Consider the following 15,683-nt stretch of genomic DNA (forward strand, 5'->3'; position numbering starts at 1 on the left):
GAGAGGCAGCCTGGGTCGACGGGGCCCGCGGACTCCGGGACCAGCGCGGCGATCCGCTCCGGCGCATGCGCGGTGGTGCGCCAACGGGACTCGGTGGACCCGGCCGCCGGGCCCGACCGGGTTCGACGATGACTACAGTCCGGACTCATGACGAAGACTGAGACGTGTACGGTCGAGTACCCGGCCGACGGTCTGACGATGATCGGGCACCTCGCGCTTCCGGCAGGTGCCGACCGTCGGCCCGCGGTACTGGTCGGACCGGAGGGCATGGGGCTCAGCGACGTGGAGCGCCGCCGCGCCGACGCGCTCGCCGAGCTGGGATATGTCGCGCTGGCCTTCGATCTTCATGGCGGGCGCTATCTGGGTGACCCCGCAGAGATGCTGGCCCGTTGCCTGCCGCTGCTCGCCGATCCCGACCGGATGCGGGGGATCGGCCATGCGGCGCTCGACGTGTTGCGCACCGAGCCTCGGGCCGACCTCGACCGGACCGCCGCCGTCGGCTACGGCACGGGGGGCGCGGTCGCACTGGAACTCGGTCGCGATGGAGTCGGTCTGCGCGCGATCGGGACAGTCAACGCACTGACCACGGGCCGACCGGGCGAGGCGGCGCGCATCCGCTGCCCGGTGTGGGCCGGAGTCGGGTCGGAAGACCCGATCATGCCGCCCGCGCAACGCGACGCGTTCACCGCCGAGATGCAGGCCGCGGGCGTCGACTGGCGCCTCACGGTCTACGGCGGAGCCCTGCACGCCTTCCACCACCCGCCGGTCGACCACCCCACGGTCCCCGGCGTCGGCTACCACCCACAGCACGCGCAACGAGCCTGGCGCGACGTCGTCGACCTGCTCGCCGAGTGCCTGCCCGTGACGGAGGACCCGGGGGCGTGACCCAGGCAGACATGCTGGCGCCGGACGTCAGTACGTCGCTCTCACGCCACCCCGAGAAACCGCAGCACCGCCAGCACCCGCCGATGGTCCGCGTCCGCCCTCGGCAGGTCCAGCTTCGCGAAGATGCTGTTGATGTGCTTGGCCACCGCGCTCTCGCTGATCACCAACTGCCCCGCGATCCCCGCGTTGGAGCGCCCGCCCGCCATCAGCTCCAGCACCTCGCGCTCACGCGGGGTGAGCCGGTCGAGGGGGTCGCTGTGGCGGCGTACGAGGAGCTGGGACACGACCTGGGGGTCCAACGCGGTTCCCCCGGCGGCGACTCGGCGTACCGTCGCGGCGAACTCCTCGACGTCCGCGACGCGTTGCTTGAGGAGGTAGCCGATCCCGGTCGTGTGCGCGGCGAGCAGCTCCGCCGCGTACCGCTCCTCCACGTACTGCGACAGCAGCAGGACGGCGGTCCCCGGCCACCGGCGTCTGACGGTCAGCGCGGCCCGTACGCCCTCGTCGGTGAAGCCGGGCGGCATCCGGACGTCCACCACGGCGACGTCGGGCCGGTGTTCTTCGACCGCGCCCAACAGGCCCTCGGCGTCACCGACTTCGGCCACCACCTCGAACCCCGCCAGCTCCAGGACCTTGACGACCCCGATCCGCAGCAGCACCGAGTCCTCGGCGATCACGGCACGCACGGCAGCTCCACGGTCAGGACGGTCGGCCCTCCGACAGGGCTGTCGAGGGACAGCTTCCCATCCACCGCCGCGACCCGCTTGACCAGCCCCGCCAGCCCGCTCCCCGCCCCGATCCGCGCCCCGCCGACCCCGTCGTCGCTGACGACGACCAGCAGCGTCGGCCCGAACCGCTCCACCGACACCTCGGCCCGCGCCGCCTCCGCGTGCTTCACCACGTTCGTCAGCGCCTCGGACACCACGAAGTAGGCGACGGACTCGGCCGCCGCCGACGGCCGCGACACCAGCTCCACCCGCACCCGCACCGGAATCGGCGCCCGCCCGGCGAGCCCCGACAGCGCCGCGTCGAGCCCCCGGTCCTCAAGGACGGCCGGATGCAACCCCCGTACCAGCGCGCCGAGTTCCTCGATCGCCTCCTTCGCCTCCCGGTGCGCCTCGTCCAGCACCCGCCGTACCTCGGGCGGCAGTTCGGTGAGCGTCGCCTTCGCGATCCCGAGGTTGACGGCGAGCGACACCAGCCGCTGCTGCGCCCCGTCGTGCAAGTCCCGTTCGATACGCCGCCGTTCGGCGTCCACGGCGTCCACCAGACCCGCCCGGCTCTCGGCCAGCGCGCTCACCCGGTGCGCGAGCCGCTCCTCGGGGCTCGGCCCGAGCCGCGCCGACGCGATCCGCCCGTCCAGCCGGGCCAGCGCGCCCGACGCCCGGGCCGCGCCGTACAGCAGGGCGAGCCCGGCGGCCGTGATGTACGCGCCCTGCACGGTGTAACCGGCGTCCACGAGGCGCCAGTCGGGCGGAGCGGCCCAGATCCACCCGTAGAACGTGCCGGCGCAGACCGCCACGGCCCAGGCCAGCAGCACGGACACCGCCGCGAGCGCCAGCAGTGGGCCGGCCAGCAGGTGGTACCCCAACTGCCGCCGCCCGGTGCGCGCCACGGGAACCTCCACGCCGAGCCGCGTCCGCAGCCGCGCGCGCTGAGCCCGCGTCAGCAGTGGCCCGGCGGACACCACCGCCGCGACGGGCACGAACACCGCGAGGAGCACCGCCCACAGCGCCGAGGGTCTGAAGAAGATCCACGGCAGGGCCAGGACCAGCAGGACGCCGAGCTGGATCAGCAGACCCGTGGCATGGAAGGCGGCCGAGGCCGGGACGAACCGGCGCAGCCGAGCGGAGAGGTGCATGGCGCAACGGTAGAACCCGAGGTCAGGGCCGGTCCATGAAGGCAGCGACCGCTTCGGGGGTGGTACTGGTGCCACCCCGCTCCCGCAGAGCGCGCTAACGGGGAGCTTCCCGCGCCGAAATCCCCCGGACATGTTCACCGGGTCTACTGATGTGCAACATTGATTCCTGTCAGTGGACATCTTCCGGGAGGCCCCATGACGACCGACCTCGCCGATCTCGCCGACCTGGTCCGTGCGGACGGCGTCGAGTTCGTCCTCGCCGTCTTCGTCGACCTGACCGGCAAGCCGTGCGCGAAGCTCGTACCGGCCGAGTCGGTGGAGGAACTCCGCGACGAGGGAGTGGGGTTCGCCGGGTACGCCGCCGGCGCCCTCGGCCAGCTCCCCAGCGACCCGGACGTCGTGGCCCGCCCCGACGTCACCTCGTACACACCCCTGCCGTTCGTCGAACCCGGCCTCGCCCTCGTGCACTGCGACCCGTACGTCGAGGGCGAACCCTGGCCGTACGCGCCGCGCGTCATCCTGCGCCGCCAGCTCCAACGGGCGGCGGAACAGGGCCTGTCGATGTCCGTCGGCGCCGAGGTCGAGTACTTCCTCGTCCACCGCGACGAACACGGCACGCTCACCGTCGCCGACCCCCGCGACACCGCGAGCCGCCCCTGCTACGACGCACGCGGACTGACCCGCATGTACGACCACCTCACCGCCGTCTCCCGCGCGATGAACACCCTCGGCTGGGGCAACTACGCCAACGACCACGAGGACGGCAACGGCCAGTTCGAGCAGAACTTCCGGCACGCCGACGCCCTCACCACCGCGGACCGCGTCATCACCCTGCGGTACCTGGTGTCGGTGCTCGCCGAACGCCGGGACATGACCGCGACGTTCATGCCGAAGCCGTTCACCGACCGCACCGGCACCGGCATGCACCTGCACCTGTCCCTGTGGCGCGGCGACCGACCGGCCTTCCCCGCCCCGGACGACGCACGCGGCCTCGGACTCTCCCCGCTCGCCTACTCGTTCCTCGCCGGAATCGTCGAACACGCCCCCGCGCTCCAGGCCGTCCTGGCGCCAACGGTCAACTCCTACAAGCGAACCGGCGCCGTAGCCACCCGCTCGGGCGCCACCTGGTCACCCCGCGTCGCCGGGTACGGCGGCAACGACCGCACCCACTTCGTCCGGGTCCCCGACGGCAACCGCGTCGAACTGCGCGGCGGCGACGGCGCCGCCAACCCCTACCTCGCCGCAGCCGCCGCCCTCGCCGCCGGACTCGACGGCATCGAACGCGGCCTCGACCCCGGCGAACCCGGCGCGGCGGGCAAGGGACCGCACCTCCCGCCCACCCTCCTGCACGCCGTCGAGGCCCTCCGGGCCGACGACATCGTCAGCGGCGCCCTCGACGCGGCCGGACCCGGCGTGAGCCGCTACTTCGCCGACCTCAAACGCGAGGAGTTCTTCGACTGGCACTCCACGGTCGGCTCCTGGGAGCTGGACCGCTATCTGACCGCCTTCTGAAGGGACTTGAGATGTGCGGAATCGTCGGGCTGCACCTGCGCGAGCCCTCCCTCGAACCACGCCTCGGCGAACTCCTCGCGGCGATGCTGGGCCAAGTCGCCGAACGCGGCCCGGACTCGGCGGGCGTCGCCCTCTACGGCGACCCTCGTCTGTCGCCGCCCGGTGTCGTCACGACCAGTCTGCTCGGCGCACCCCCGGACACCCCGGGGACCGTTCTCGGTGACACCACCCTGGTCCACGCGGACCCCCCGGACGCCACCGTGATCGGCTCGGGCGAGGGCTTCGCCGTCCTCAAGGGCGTAGGAAACCCCGTCGAGTTGGCGGAGACCTTCGGCCTCGCCCACGTCACCGGGCACCAGGCCCTCGGGCACACCCGCATGGCCACCGAGTCCGCCGTCACCCCCGAAGGCGCCCACCCCTTCTCCGTCGGACCCGGCCAATGCCTCGTCCACAACGGGTCGTTCGCCAACCACGCCACGATCCGCCGCGAACTGCGCGCCCAGGGCGTCGAGTTCGACAGCGAGAACGACTCCGAGGTCGGCGCCCGCTTCATCGCCCACCACCTCGCCCAGGGCGCCGACCTGGAGAAGGCGCTGAAGCTGCTGTGCGAGCGGTTCGACGGCTTCTACACGCTGCTCGTCACCACGTACGACTCCTTCGCCGTCGTCCGCGACGCCATCGCCTGCAAGCCGGCGCTGATCGCCGAGACCGACGACTGGGTCGCCATGGCCTCCGAGTACCGCGCCCTCGACGTCCTGCCCGGCGTCGAACACGCCCGCATCTTCGAACCCGAGCCGGAAGAGGTGTACGTATGGCGACGCTGATCGACCTCGCGACGACGCCGGTACGCGAACTGAACGCCGCGCTGCACGGCGCTGACGCTGAGTCTTGGCGGGTGGCCAATCCGCGCGGCGCACATGCCGTGGCCTGCGGGATCCGGGCCGGCCACACCGTGGACGTCGAGGGCCACGTCGGCTACTACTGCGCCGGGATGAACCAGCGCGCTTCCGTGACCGTCCACGGCAACGCGGGTACCGGCGTCGCCGAGAACATGATGTCCGGGACCGTACGGGTGCACGGCAACGCCTCGCAGTCTGCGGGGGCTACCGGGCATGGGGGGTTGCTGGTGATCGACGGGGACGCCGCCGCGCGGTGCGGGATCTCCATGAAGGGGGTGGACATCGTCGTCGGCGGGAACGTGGGGCACATGAGCGCGTTCATGGGGCAGGCGGGGAGGCTGGTGGTGTGCGGGGATGCCGGGGACGGGCTCGGGGACTCGCTGTACGAGGCGCGAATCTATGTCCGGGGGACGGTGAAGTCACTGGGTGCCGACTGTGTGGAGAAGGAGATGCGGGGCGAACACCTCGCGGAACTCGCCGAGTTGCTGAAGGCCGCCGAACGGGACGAGGACCCGGGGGAGTTCAGGCGGTACGGATCGGCGCGGGAGCTGTACCACTTCAAGACCGGCAACACGGCGTCGTACTGAGGGAGTCGATCGACCATGGAACCCGCATCCCACGGCCTGCGCGAGTCCGCCACCTTCGACCGCGCCACCATCCACGCCATCCAGCGCGCCGCGGAGACCGGCGTCTACGACATCCGGGGCTGGGGCGCCAAGCGCAGACTGCCCCACTTCGACGACCTGTTGCTCCTCGGCGCCTCCATGTCCCGCTATCCGCTGGAGGGTTACCGCGAACGCTGCGGCACGGACGTCGTCCTCGGCACCCGGCACGCCAAGCACCCCCTCCACCTCGCGACCCCGGTCACCATCGCCGGCATGAGCTTCGGCGCGCTCTCCGCGCAGGCGAAGGAGGCGCTCGGCCGGGGTGCCAGCGAGGCCGGGACCTCGACGACCACCGGCGACGGCGGGATGACGCCCGAGGAGCGCGGCCACTCCAAGCACCTCGTGTACCAGTACCTCCCGTCCCGCTACGGCATGAACCCCGACGACCTGCGCGCCGCCGACGCCATCGAGGTGGTCCTCGGACAGGGCGCCAAGCCGGGCGGCGGCGGCATGCTGCTGGGCCAGAAGATCACCGAACGCGTCGCCGGCATGCGGACGTTGCCGGTCGGCGTCGACCAGCGCAGCGCCTGCCGCCACCCCGACTGGACCGGGCCCGACGACCTCGCCATCAAGATCCTCGAACTGCGCGAGATCACCGACTGGGAGAAGCCCGTCTACGTCAAGGTCGGCGCCACGCGCACCTATTACGACGTGAAGCTCGCCGTGCACGCGGGTGCCGACGTCGTCGTGGTCGACGGCATGCAGGGCGGAACCGCCGCCACGCAGGACGTGTTCATCGAGCACGTCGGCATCCCCACCCTCGCCGCCCTGCCCCAAGCCGTGCGCGCGCTACGGGAGTTGGGCGTCCACCGCGAGGTCCAGCTGATCGTCTCCGGCGGCATCCGAGGCGGCGCCGACCTCGCCAAGGCCCTCGCCCTCGGCGCGGACGCGGTCGCCATCGGCACGGCCGCGCTCATCGCCCTCGGCGACAACCACCCCAAGTACGACGCCGAGTACCGCCAACTCGGCTCCGCAGCGGGCTACTTCGACGACTACCAGGACGGCCGCGACCCCGCCGGCATCTCCACCCAGGACGAGACCCTCGCCGCCCGCCTCGACCCCGTCGCCGCCGGACGGCGCCTCGCCAACTTCCTGCGCGTGATGACCCTGGAGGCCCAGACCCTCGCCCGCGCCTGCGGCAAGAGCCACCTCCTGCACCTCGAACCCGAGGACCTCGTCGCCCTCACCATCGAGTCGGCGGCCATGGCCCGCGTCCCCCTCGCCGGCACCGACTGGATCCCCGGAGCCGGACTGTGATCGCCGTCGTCGGCGCCGGACTCATGGGCGCGGCCACCGCCTGGCAGCTCGCCCGCCGGGGCCACGAGGTCACCCTCGTCGAGGCCCACACCATCGGTCACCGGCACGGCAGTTCACACGGCAGCTCCCGCATCTTCCGCCGTGCCTACGCCGATCCGCTGTACGTCGGCCTCGCCGGGCGGGCGTACGAGGAGTGGCGCGAGCTGGAGCGGGACAGCGCAACTCCCTTGCTGCGGACGACCGGTGGCCTGGACCTGGGGGAGGGGCGCGACCCGGAGGCGCTCGCCGGGATCCTGGGGGCGGCCGGGGTGCCGTACGAACTCCTCGGCGCTCAGGCCGCGTCGGAGCGGTGGCCGTTCGTCCGGTTCGACGGGCCCGTGCTGTACCACCCCGGCGCCGGGGTGGTCGACGCGGACGCGACGGTGGCCGCGTGTGTGCGCAGGGCGCGGGAGCTGGGGGCGCAAGTCCTCGCCGGGGTGCGGGTGGTGGGCGTCGAGGGCGGGCGGGTGCGGCTGGCGGACGGGCGGGAGGTCGTCGCCGAGACGGTCGTGGTGGCCGCCGGTGCCTGGCTTCCCGACCTCGGACTGTCCGTCGTACTCCCGGAGTTGAGGGTGACGCAGCAGCAGGTCTTCCACTTCCGGCAGCGTCGACCGGACGACGAATGGCCCGTGTTGGTGGCCAAGGACGCGAACACGCAGGTGTACGGGCTGCCTTCGGGGAGCGACGGGGGAGCGGCGCCCGCGATGAAGGTCGCCGAGCACGACCGGGGGACCCCCACCTCGGCCGACACCCGCAGCGGCATCCCCGACCCGGGCTCCCGTACCCGCGTCACGGCCCTGGTCGAGGAGCGCCTTCCCGGCCTGGAGCCCGCCCCGGTGGCCGAGGCGACCTGTCTCTACACCACCACCCCCGACGAGGACTTCGTCCTCGACCGCCACGGCTTCCTGGTCATCGTCTCCCCGTGCTCAGGACACGGCGCCAAGTTCACCCCGCTCATCGGGGCGATGGCGGCGGACCTGGCCACGGGCGAGGCCGAACCCCACCCGAGGTTCAGGCTCCGCCGCTGAACCCCCGGGGCAGAATGACCCGCATGACGATCGACCCCGGCCCCACCGACCCGCAGGAAGCGGGCCCGTACGAAGCCGACCTGCGCGAACACGCCGCCGCGCTCCCCGACCGCGAGGTCGACCCCGGTGCGGCGGCGCAGGCGCTCGGCCTTGAGGCCGTCATCGGCCGCCAGGTCAGGGAGTACCGCACCGCCGCCGGGCTGTCGATCGCCGAGATGGCGGCCCGCGTCGGCCTCTCCAAGGCGATGCTCTCGAAGATCGAGAACGCGCAGACCTCGTGCAGCCTCACGACCCTCGGCCGCCTCGCCAACGGCCTCGGCATCCCCGTCACCGCCCTGTTCCGCGGCCTCGACGCCGACCGCGAGGCGGTGTACGTCCCGGCGGGCCACGGCGCGCGCATCGTCCGCCGGGGCAGCCGCGTCGGCCACCTCTACGAACTCCTCGGCGCCCTGCGCGGCCCCCACAAACGCATGGAAGCCGTCCTCGTCACCCTCACCGAACAGAGCGAGGTCTTCCCCCTCTTCCAGCACCCCGGCACCGAACTCCTCTACATGCTGGACGGCGAAATGGTGTACGGCCACGGCGAATCCGCCTACACCCTGCGCCCCGGCGACGCCCTCCAACTCGACGGCGAGGGCCCCCACGGCCCGCAGGAACTCGTGACGCTCCCCATCCGTTTCCTGTCCGTCACGGCGTTCGGGGACCACGCCCCGCAATAGCACCTTCCCGGCCGGCGCGACTAGGACTCCAGGAACCGCGCCAGCACCGCGGCCTCGGCGCGCAACCGCTCCGCATGCGCGCTCCCCTCCACCAGCCCCGCCGCCCCGAGCCGCTCCTCGACCTCACCGCGCACGATCCGTACGACCTCCCCCTCACCCAGCACCCGCCGCTCGGCCTCCGTCGCCCCGGCCCCCACCGGCACCGCCTCGATCGCCTGCCCCCGCAGCGCCGCCGCGTCCACCGGCACGGCCTCCGCGTTGTCGAGCGCGGCCAGCGTCGCGCGCAGCGCGCTCACGGCGACCTTGTCGCGGGCACGCATGGCCTCGGGAAGAGCCTGCCGGAGATGATCACGAAGAGACATGCCCGGACCCTACGAGCCCGCCCGCGGCCTCACAACCCGATTGTCAGTGCCGGTCACTACGCTCGACGGCAGCTGATCTGACGAGGAGCACGGCCCATGAGACCACCGGCGGACCTGGACGACGTCCAGTGGCACACCCTGACCCACGCGTACGGCACCGCCGAGGACGTCCCGGACCTGATCCGGGCGCTGTACGAGGGCGGCGAGGCGGCCGAGGAGGCGCTCGACGAGCTGTACGGCACGGTCTACCACCAGGGCTCCGTGTACGAGGCTTCCGCCCCGGCCGTCCCCTTCCTCGCCCACGCCGCCCGCCACGCCCCCGGCCAGCGGGCGAGCCTCCTCATGCTGCTCGCCGCCCTCGCCGACCACACCCCCGAGGACACCGAGTCCCGCCGCTGGTCCGGCAGTTGTGTCGCCGCGATCTGCGCCGAGCTGTGCGCGGTGCTCCCGGACCTGCTGCCGTGCCTCGCCGACGAGGACGCGACCGTACGGCGTGCCGCGCTCCGCGTGATCGCGGTGACCGCGGGACTCCTCCCGGCCGACCTGAAGGCACAGGCCGAGACACGGCTCGCCGCCCTGTACGCCGCCGACCCGCAGCCGGCGGTGCGCGCCGACGCGTTGACCGCGCTGGCCCGCTTCGGCCGCGAACCGGAAGGGCTCGACAGCCCGCTGGACGAGGTGCGGCTCGCGGCGGCCGTCCTGCTCGCCGAGCGGTCCGGGGCGCCGTACGCGGACGCGGTGGTGGAGACGTTCGCCCAGGTCCCGCCCGGCGCGGGGGACGGCATGCCCTGGTCGGACACCCTCTCGCAGGACCAGCGCGTCACCGGCCTGCTCACCGAGGACCCGGACGCAGCCCTCACCGTCGCCGCGCGCTGGATCGCCGCCGGGGACGAGGGGACGTACGGCTCCTGGCTGGCCGAGGAGATCGCCGAGACCTGGCGCGACCGGGAACCCGAGGTCGTGACGCTGCTGCTGGCCGCGCTGCCGCACCACGCGGACGACCCCGTGCCGAGGCTGCGGTCCCTGGGCCGCCTCGCCGGAGGGCTCCGGCCGGGCCCGGTGCTCGACGACCTCCGCGACACGCTGCTCCGCCACGCGACGGCCGCCCCGGAAGCCGAACCCGCTCTCCTTGCCCTCACCCGCACCGCGGACTCCCGCGCCCTGGACCTGATGGCGGCGCACCCCACGCCCACCCTGCTCAAGGCCGCCGCCCACCACTTCCCCGACGCCGCCGACCGTCTGCTCCCCCTGATCCGGCGCCAACTCGCCGCAGGCGCCACCGGAAACGACGCCATCGCCCTCGTCACGGCCCTCACCCCCTTCGGCGCCGCCGCCCGCGAGGCCCACCCCGAGCTGATCGGATGCCTCGCCACCGACCGCGCGGCCATCGTCGCCGCCCGCGCCCTCGGCGACCTCGGCATCCGCACCCCGGAGACGGTCGCCCTGCTCCGCAAGGCGATGGACAGCCCCGACTCCTCACTGAGCGTCTCGGCGGCGGTCGCCCACTACCGACTGACCGACGACGCGGCGCCGACACTCGACACGGTCAAGTCACGCCTCCTCGCCGACGGCCGCATCCACTGGTACCTCCGGTCCCTGCGCCCCCTCGGCGCCGCCGCCGCCCCGCTCCTCCCGGTGATCGAGCCCCTCCTGGACTCCCGCGACGACTGGACCCGTCTCGCGGCGGCGGAGGTCCACCACTGGGCCACCGGCTCCCCCGACCGCGCGGTCCCGGTCCTCGCGGCCCTCACCGGCCCCACCCCGGTCGGCCTCGACGCGCTGAGAGCTCTCAGGGAGACCGGCCGCTGCCCGGAGCACCTCCGCCCCGCACTTCGCGAACTCCTCTCCTCCCCACGCCGCCTCCTCAACGACCTCCCGCTCTCGGGCGAGGGCCACTCGGACGACGAACTCCGCGCCGTCGCGCGCACTTTGCTCGCCCACGGCCCGATGACGCCTTGACGGTACGAGGCCGCGCGCCGCAATTGCCGCGGCGGAAGAGCGGGCCGTGGGAGACGAAGGTCGCGGATTCGCGGAGGGGCGGCGGCGGGCGTGAGCGCCCCCGTACACACACTCACCTTGCGACGACGCTGCGACGGTCGAGCGGTCGGCGTATCCGAACATGGGACGTATACGAGCAACGGCGAAGCCCTGCGCGCCCGCCTCACGGGCTGCGGGCAGGGGGAGGGGCCGGGGCGTCGACTGCTCGGGCCCTCCCTGCGACGGGCCTTGCTCATGACGGGTGCTGCGCATGACGAGCCCGGCTGATGACGGGTCTCACTCAGGGCAGGCTCTGCCGGCAACAGGTCTGTGCACGGGAGGGCTTGCTCGACCTTGCACCCGAGCCCGCGCGTGCACGGGAGGGCTTGCGCGGACGTGTACCCGAGCCCGCGCGCCTTCGCCCTCCGTACCCCTACGCCCCGAAGAAGTCCGTCAGCCCCCGCGCCGAATCCGCCGCCACGGTCACGTTCGCCGCGCCCACCACCAGCACCATCACCGCGAGCACCGCACCGAGCCCGCCGAACGCCCCCAGCACGCGTCGCGTCCGCCGGTCCGCCGTGCCCGCGAACCGCCTCCACAGCACCACGCTCGCGACCACGAGCCCCGCCGCGACCACCCCGGCGATCACCGCCATCGTCACGTGGTAGCGGGCGTTGTCGCTGATCATCGCCGCGAGCGCGGGCGGAGCGCTGTCGGGGTGCGCGGCCAACTCCCCCCGGACCTGGTCCAGCGTCCCCGCCAACTCCCCGCCGCGCGCCCCCGTGGGCAGCATCGTCAGAACGGAGGTGAACGGCGCGACAGCACCCTGCACATTGGCCGCCGCGACGACGAGCGAGAGCAGCCCGAGCCCCGTGACACCGGCCCCCGCCACCGCGAGCCCGCCCCTGCGCACCCCCTCGCTCCTGAGGAACGCCCGCCACACCACCACCCCGAGCGCGACCAGCACCACCAGCAGCACCGAGGCGAGCACGGCCTTGGCGACATGGAACCGGAACCAGTAGTCGACGACACCCCCCATCTCCGCCGAGTAGTCCCCGCTCCCGGCCGCCCAGTACCGGACGAACCCCTCCTTCACCGCCCCCACGAGCGTCCCCTGATCGGCGAACCCGCCCTGCGAACCGTCCGCGGCGAGCAGATGCGGCCCGAACCAGACGGCGGGCACGAGGAACGCGGCGAGCGGTACGAGGACCCGAGCGCGCGGCGGAGGGACAACGGCGTTACTGGACAAGGCACTTCCCAGGGTTCCGGAGGACGACCCCCTCACCCTGCCGCAGCGGCGTCCCCGGATCACTGCGGACGGCCACCCACTCGACCCGGGGGTTTCCCCCACCCCCGGTCACCACCCCGGCCGGGCGCTCACACCCCCGTCCACCGGAAGGTCCACGCCCGTGATCCAGGACGCCGCGTCGGAGGCGAGGAACACGCACGCGGCGCCGATGTCGTCGGGGGTTCCGAGACGCCGCAGGGGAGCAGAGGCGTGCCAGCGGCCGACGCCCTCGGGCCAGGCTTCGGTGAGGCCAGGTCGGTCGACGAGACCGGGGGAGACCGTGTTGACGCGGATGCCCAGCGGCCCGTACTCCAGGGCGGCCGCGCGGGCGTGCATGATCAGGGCGGCCTTGGAGACGCCGTAGTGCGCGTGGCCGGGGGAGGGACGGGTGCCCTCGACGGACGCGATGTGGACGACGCTGCCCCCGCCCCGGGCCGCCATCGCCTTCGCCGCCTCCTGCGTACAGAGGAACGCGCTGGTGACGTTGGCCTGCTGGAGTTCCTGCCAGTCGGCGGCGGTCAGCTCCGCCAGGCCCTTCACCGGCTGGATGCCCGCGTTGTTGACGAGCACGTCCAGCCGCCCCCGCCACGCCACGGCGTGCTCGACGACCCGCCGGCAGTCCTCCTCGCGCGTCAGATCCCCGCTCACCACGATCGCGTCGCCGATCTCCCCGGCCAACTCCTCGGCCCGCCCCACGGCTTGACGGCAGTGCAGCACCACCGAGGCGCCCGCGGCGGCGAGTTGACGGGCGATGCCGTGCCCGAGGCCACCGCTCGCGCCGGTGACGAGAGCGATACGGCCGGACAGCGGCCCCGAACGGTCGGTCACGCAGTTGCCTTTCTCTCGACGACGGGCGTCAACCCGTCGAGCAGTGCGGTGAGCCCCGACTCGAAGACCGCGTCGAGCCGCAGGTCGTACCCGTCCTTGAAGGACCTGAGCACCCTGGTGAACGTGGGGAAACGCCCGGACTCCGTCAACTCCCGCAGGACCGGCGTCCGTTGGTCCATCCACTCGTCGTCCGACTGCCCCGTGTCCGCCTCGTCGTGGGCCTCCCACTCCAGGTTCACGGCGAGCCCCTGGACATGGCTGTAGATCAGCACCTGGAGGTCGAACATCGTCACCGGATCGAGCCCGTGCCCGTCGAGGGCGCTGAGCAGCCACTCGCCGTGCGCGATCACCCCGGGCGTCAGCAACGGCCGGTTGAGAGAGGTGAGGTGGGCGAGCCACGGGTGTCTGCGGTAGAGCGCCCACAGCGTCCGCGCCCCCAACTCGACCCGCGCCCGCCACCCTTCGGGCCCGGCCTCGGGATACCCCGCCTCGGCGAACGCCGCATCCGCCATGAGCAGGACGAGGTCCTCCTTGCTCTCGACATAGCGGTACGTCGACATCGCGCCGACGCCCAGCCGGGCCGCCACCCCGCGCATCGACAACCCGGCGAGCCCCTCGGAGTCCGCGATCTCGATGCCGGCCCGGACGATCAGCTCACGGCTCAACTCCCGTGCGGACGAAGGGGCCGGGGTCCGCGCCGCCGTACCCGCGACGACCGTACCGACCCGGGGCCGCGTCTCCACGACCCCCTCCAGCCTCAGCAACGTCACCGCCTTCGTCGCCGTCGCGAGCGCCACGCCCCACTCCCGCGCGAGCTGCCGCGTCGAGGGCACCGGGTCCCCGGGCCGCAACTCCCCGTCCGCGACGCGCTGCCGGATCCCGGCGACGATCCGCAGATAGGGCGGCGCGTCTATGGGCTTCGTCACAACCGCTCCCCTCCCCGGCCTGTACTAGCGCAGAGGCTAGCAGCGAAAGCGCCGAAAGAGCCGCTGACTGCCCTAGTACAGGGCCATTTGAAGGACTTGAACAGCCGCCGTACGGTCCTGCGTACATCGTACGAAGGAGACCGCCCATGCGTACCGTCCTCATCTCCGGCGCCGGAATCGCCGGTCCCGCCCTCGCCCACTTCCTCCAGCGCCGTGGTTTCGCCCCGACCGTCGTGGAGCGTGCCGACACCCTTCGCACAGGCGGCCAGGCCATCGACATCCGCGGCGTCGCCCTCGACGTCACCGCCCGCCTGGGCCTGCTCGACCAGGCCCGCGCCGCCCGCACCCGCATGCGTGGCATGTCGGTCCTCGACCCCGAGGGCAACGAGATCCACCGCACCGAGGAATCGACGTACAGCAGCGGCCGGCTCGACAGCGCCGACCTGGAACTCCTGCGCGAGGACCTGGTCCGGATGGTGTACGACCTGACGCGCGCCCACGTCGAGTACGTCTTCGGCGACACCGTCACCGCCCTCACCGAACACGACGACGCCGTCCACGTCGACTTCGCCCGCGCCCCGGCCCGCCGCTTCGACCTCGTCATCGGCGCCGACGGCCTGCACTCCACCGTCCGCCGCCTCGCCTTCGGCCCCGAGGCGCGGTTCGCCCACCCCCTCGGCACCCATCTCGCCGTGTTCGGCGCGGACAACTTCCTCGGCCTCGACAACTGGCAGCTGTGGCTGCGCGCCGGCGACACCGGGTTCGGGCTCATGCCCGTACGCGACAACACGGAACTCCGCGTCGCCTTCGGCTTCCCGACCCCGGGTCACCCGGCGCCTGGCTCCCCGGCCCCCGGCTCGCCGACCCCCGGTGAGGACCTGCGTCGGCTCGTCGTGGCGGGACTCGACGCCCTGCCCTGGGAGGGCGGCCCCCGCCTCGCGAAGGCCGCCGCGACCGCCCCCGACTTCTACTGCGACGCCATGGCCCAGATCCGTATGCCCTCCTGGTCCCACGGCCGGATCGGCCTCCTCGGAGACGCCGCCCACTGCCCGTCGCCCCTGTCCGGCCAGGGGACGAGCCTCTCCCTCACCGGCGCGTACGTCCTGGCCGAAGCCCTCGCCGAAACCCCGGACCACCGGGCCGCCTTCACCCACTACGAGTCCCGGATGCGCCCCTTCGTCACCCTCAACCAGTCCCTGGCCACCGAGAACGAGAACGGCCCCGCTTCCGAGGAGTCGATCGACCGAGCGAAGAACGCGCTGACCCTCTGAGCTCGCAGGCTCGGCCGGTTTCTCCCCGGGGAGTGTCAGACGGTCCCGCAGTTCAGCCGAACAGAGCCGGACTGAGACGATGCGGGGCTGAACATCGCCTGGGAGGACTTGCGTGTCGGTGGCCGACTGGTTCGAGGAGGCGTCGGAGGTCCAGCGGGCTGATGAG

Annotated in this window: 15 protein-coding genes; 9 read left to right on the top strand and 6 right to left on the bottom strand. The window is 73.0% G+C overall.

Annotation, left to right across the window (positions count from 1 at the left end; genetic code table 11):
- The first annotated feature begins 147 nt into the window (after positions 1 to 147).
- Complete coding sequence (locus ACLZOT_RS00715; RefSeq protein ID WP_416966656.1) at positions 148 to 885, top strand: dienelactone hydrolase family protein; 738 nt, start codon at positions 148 to 150, stop codon at positions 883 to 885.
- 41 nt (positions 886 to 926) lie between these two features.
- Here ACLZOT_RS00715 and ACLZOT_RS00720 read toward each other — a convergent pair whose 3' ends face one another.
- On the bottom strand, positions 927 to 1,571 hold the full coding sequence (locus ACLZOT_RS00720; protein WP_416966657.1) for a response regulator: 645 nt from the start codon (positions 1,569 to 1,571) through the stop codon (positions 927 to 929).
- A complete protein-coding gene (locus tag ACLZOT_RS00725; RefSeq protein ID WP_416966658.1) occupies positions 1,559 to 2,746 on the bottom strand; it encodes a sensor histidine kinase in 1,188 nt (395 codons plus the stop codon). Before ACLZOT_RS00725 ends, ACLZOT_RS00720 begins: the two co-directional genes overlap by 13 nt.
- Positions 2,747 to 2,941: 195 nt before the next feature.
- Here ACLZOT_RS00725 and glnT point away from each other — a divergent pair, with 195 nt between their 5' ends.
- The 6 genes from glnT to ACLZOT_RS00755 are packed head-to-tail and all read left to right on the top strand — an operon-like array spanning position 2,942 to position 8,865.
- Positions 2,942 to 4,258: a type III glutamate--ammonia ligase gene (gene glnT, locus ACLZOT_RS00730; RefSeq protein ID WP_416966659.1), complete on the top strand. Its 1,317-nt coding sequence runs from the start codon at positions 2,942 to 2,944 to the stop codon at positions 4,256 to 4,258.
- Between the two features lie 11 nt (positions 4,259 to 4,269).
- Positions 4,270 to 5,082, top strand: coding sequence for a class II glutamine amidotransferase (locus tag ACLZOT_RS00735; protein WP_416966660.1), 813 nt, complete (start codon positions 4,270 to 4,272; stop codon positions 5,080 to 5,082).
- Positions 5,070 to 5,744 carry a glutamate synthase gene (locus tag ACLZOT_RS00740; RefSeq protein WP_416966661.1) on the top strand — a complete coding sequence of 225 codons (675 nt, stop codon included), beginning with the start codon at positions 5,070 to 5,072 and terminating at the stop codon, positions 5,742 to 5,744. The genes ACLZOT_RS00735 and ACLZOT_RS00740 overlap by 13 nt, the downstream gene beginning before the upstream one ends.
- Positions 5,745 to 5,759: 15 nt before the next feature.
- Positions 5,760 to 7,079, top strand: a complete 1,320-nt coding sequence (locus ACLZOT_RS00745) for an FMN-binding glutamate synthase family protein (RefSeq protein ID WP_416966662.1) — start codon at positions 5,760 to 5,762, stop codon at positions 7,077 to 7,079.
- Positions 7,076 to 8,146 carry an FAD-dependent oxidoreductase gene (locus tag ACLZOT_RS00750; protein ID WP_416966663.1) on the top strand — a complete coding sequence of 357 codons (1,071 nt, stop codon included), beginning with the start codon at positions 7,076 to 7,078 and terminating at the stop codon, positions 8,144 to 8,146. The genes ACLZOT_RS00745 and ACLZOT_RS00750 overlap by 4 nt, the downstream gene beginning before the upstream one ends.
- Before the next feature lie 23 nt (positions 8,147 to 8,169).
- Positions 8,170 to 8,865 (top strand): helix-turn-helix domain-containing protein, encoded by a 696-nt coding sequence (locus ACLZOT_RS00755; RefSeq protein WP_416966664.1) that lies wholly within the window; start codon positions 8,170 to 8,172, stop codon positions 8,863 to 8,865.
- A gap of 20 nt (positions 8,866 to 8,885) precedes the next feature.
- Here the strand turns inward: ACLZOT_RS00755 and ACLZOT_RS00760 are convergent, their stop codons facing one another.
- Positions 8,886 to 9,227 carry a hypothetical protein gene (locus tag ACLZOT_RS00760; RefSeq protein ID WP_416966665.1) on the bottom strand — a complete coding sequence of 114 codons (342 nt, stop codon included), beginning with the start codon at positions 9,225 to 9,227 and terminating at the stop codon, positions 8,886 to 8,888.
- A 96-nt stretch (positions 9,228 to 9,323) separates the two neighbouring features.
- Here ACLZOT_RS00760 and ACLZOT_RS00765 point away from each other — a divergent pair, with 96 nt between their 5' ends.
- Positions 9,324 to 11,186 carry a hypothetical protein gene (locus tag ACLZOT_RS00765; RefSeq protein WP_416966666.1) on the top strand — a complete coding sequence of 621 codons (1,863 nt, stop codon included), beginning with the start codon at positions 9,324 to 9,326 and terminating at the stop codon, positions 11,184 to 11,186.
- Between the two features lie 451 nt (positions 11,187 to 11,637).
- On the opposite strand, the gene ACLZOT_RS00770 is transcribed toward ACLZOT_RS00765, so the two are convergent.
- The 3 genes from ACLZOT_RS00770 to ACLZOT_RS00780 form a co-directional block, all read right to left on the bottom strand.
- Positions 11,638 to 12,453 carry a hypothetical protein gene (locus tag ACLZOT_RS00770; RefSeq protein WP_416966667.1) on the bottom strand — a complete coding sequence of 272 codons (816 nt, stop codon included), beginning with the start codon at positions 12,451 to 12,453 and terminating at the stop codon, positions 11,638 to 11,640.
- Positions 12,454 to 12,561: 108 nt separating this feature from the next.
- Positions 12,562 to 13,320: an SDR family NAD(P)-dependent oxidoreductase gene (locus ACLZOT_RS00775; RefSeq protein ID WP_416966668.1), complete on the bottom strand. Its 759-nt coding sequence runs from the start codon at positions 13,318 to 13,320 to the stop codon at positions 12,562 to 12,564.
- Positions 13,317 to 14,246: a TetR/AcrR family transcriptional regulator C-terminal domain-containing protein gene (locus ACLZOT_RS00780; protein ID WP_416966669.1), complete on the bottom strand. Its 930-nt coding sequence runs from the start codon at positions 14,244 to 14,246 to the stop codon at positions 13,317 to 13,319. Before ACLZOT_RS00780 ends, ACLZOT_RS00775 begins: the two co-directional genes overlap by 4 nt.
- Before the next feature lie 146 nt (positions 14,247 to 14,392).
- Here ACLZOT_RS00780 and ACLZOT_RS00785 point away from each other — a divergent pair, with 146 nt between their 5' ends.
- On the top strand, positions 14,393 to 15,517 hold the full coding sequence (locus tag ACLZOT_RS00785) for an FAD-dependent monooxygenase (protein ID WP_416966670.1): 1,125 nt from the start codon (positions 14,393 to 14,395) through the stop codon (positions 15,515 to 15,517).
- The last annotated feature ends 166 nt before the right edge of the window (positions 15,518 to 15,683 follow it).

Origin of the sequence: Streptomyces sp. 4F14 (assembly GCF_048159485.1) — a bacterium.
GTDB lineage: Bacteria > Actinomycetota > Actinomycetes > Streptomycetales > Streptomycetaceae > Streptomyces.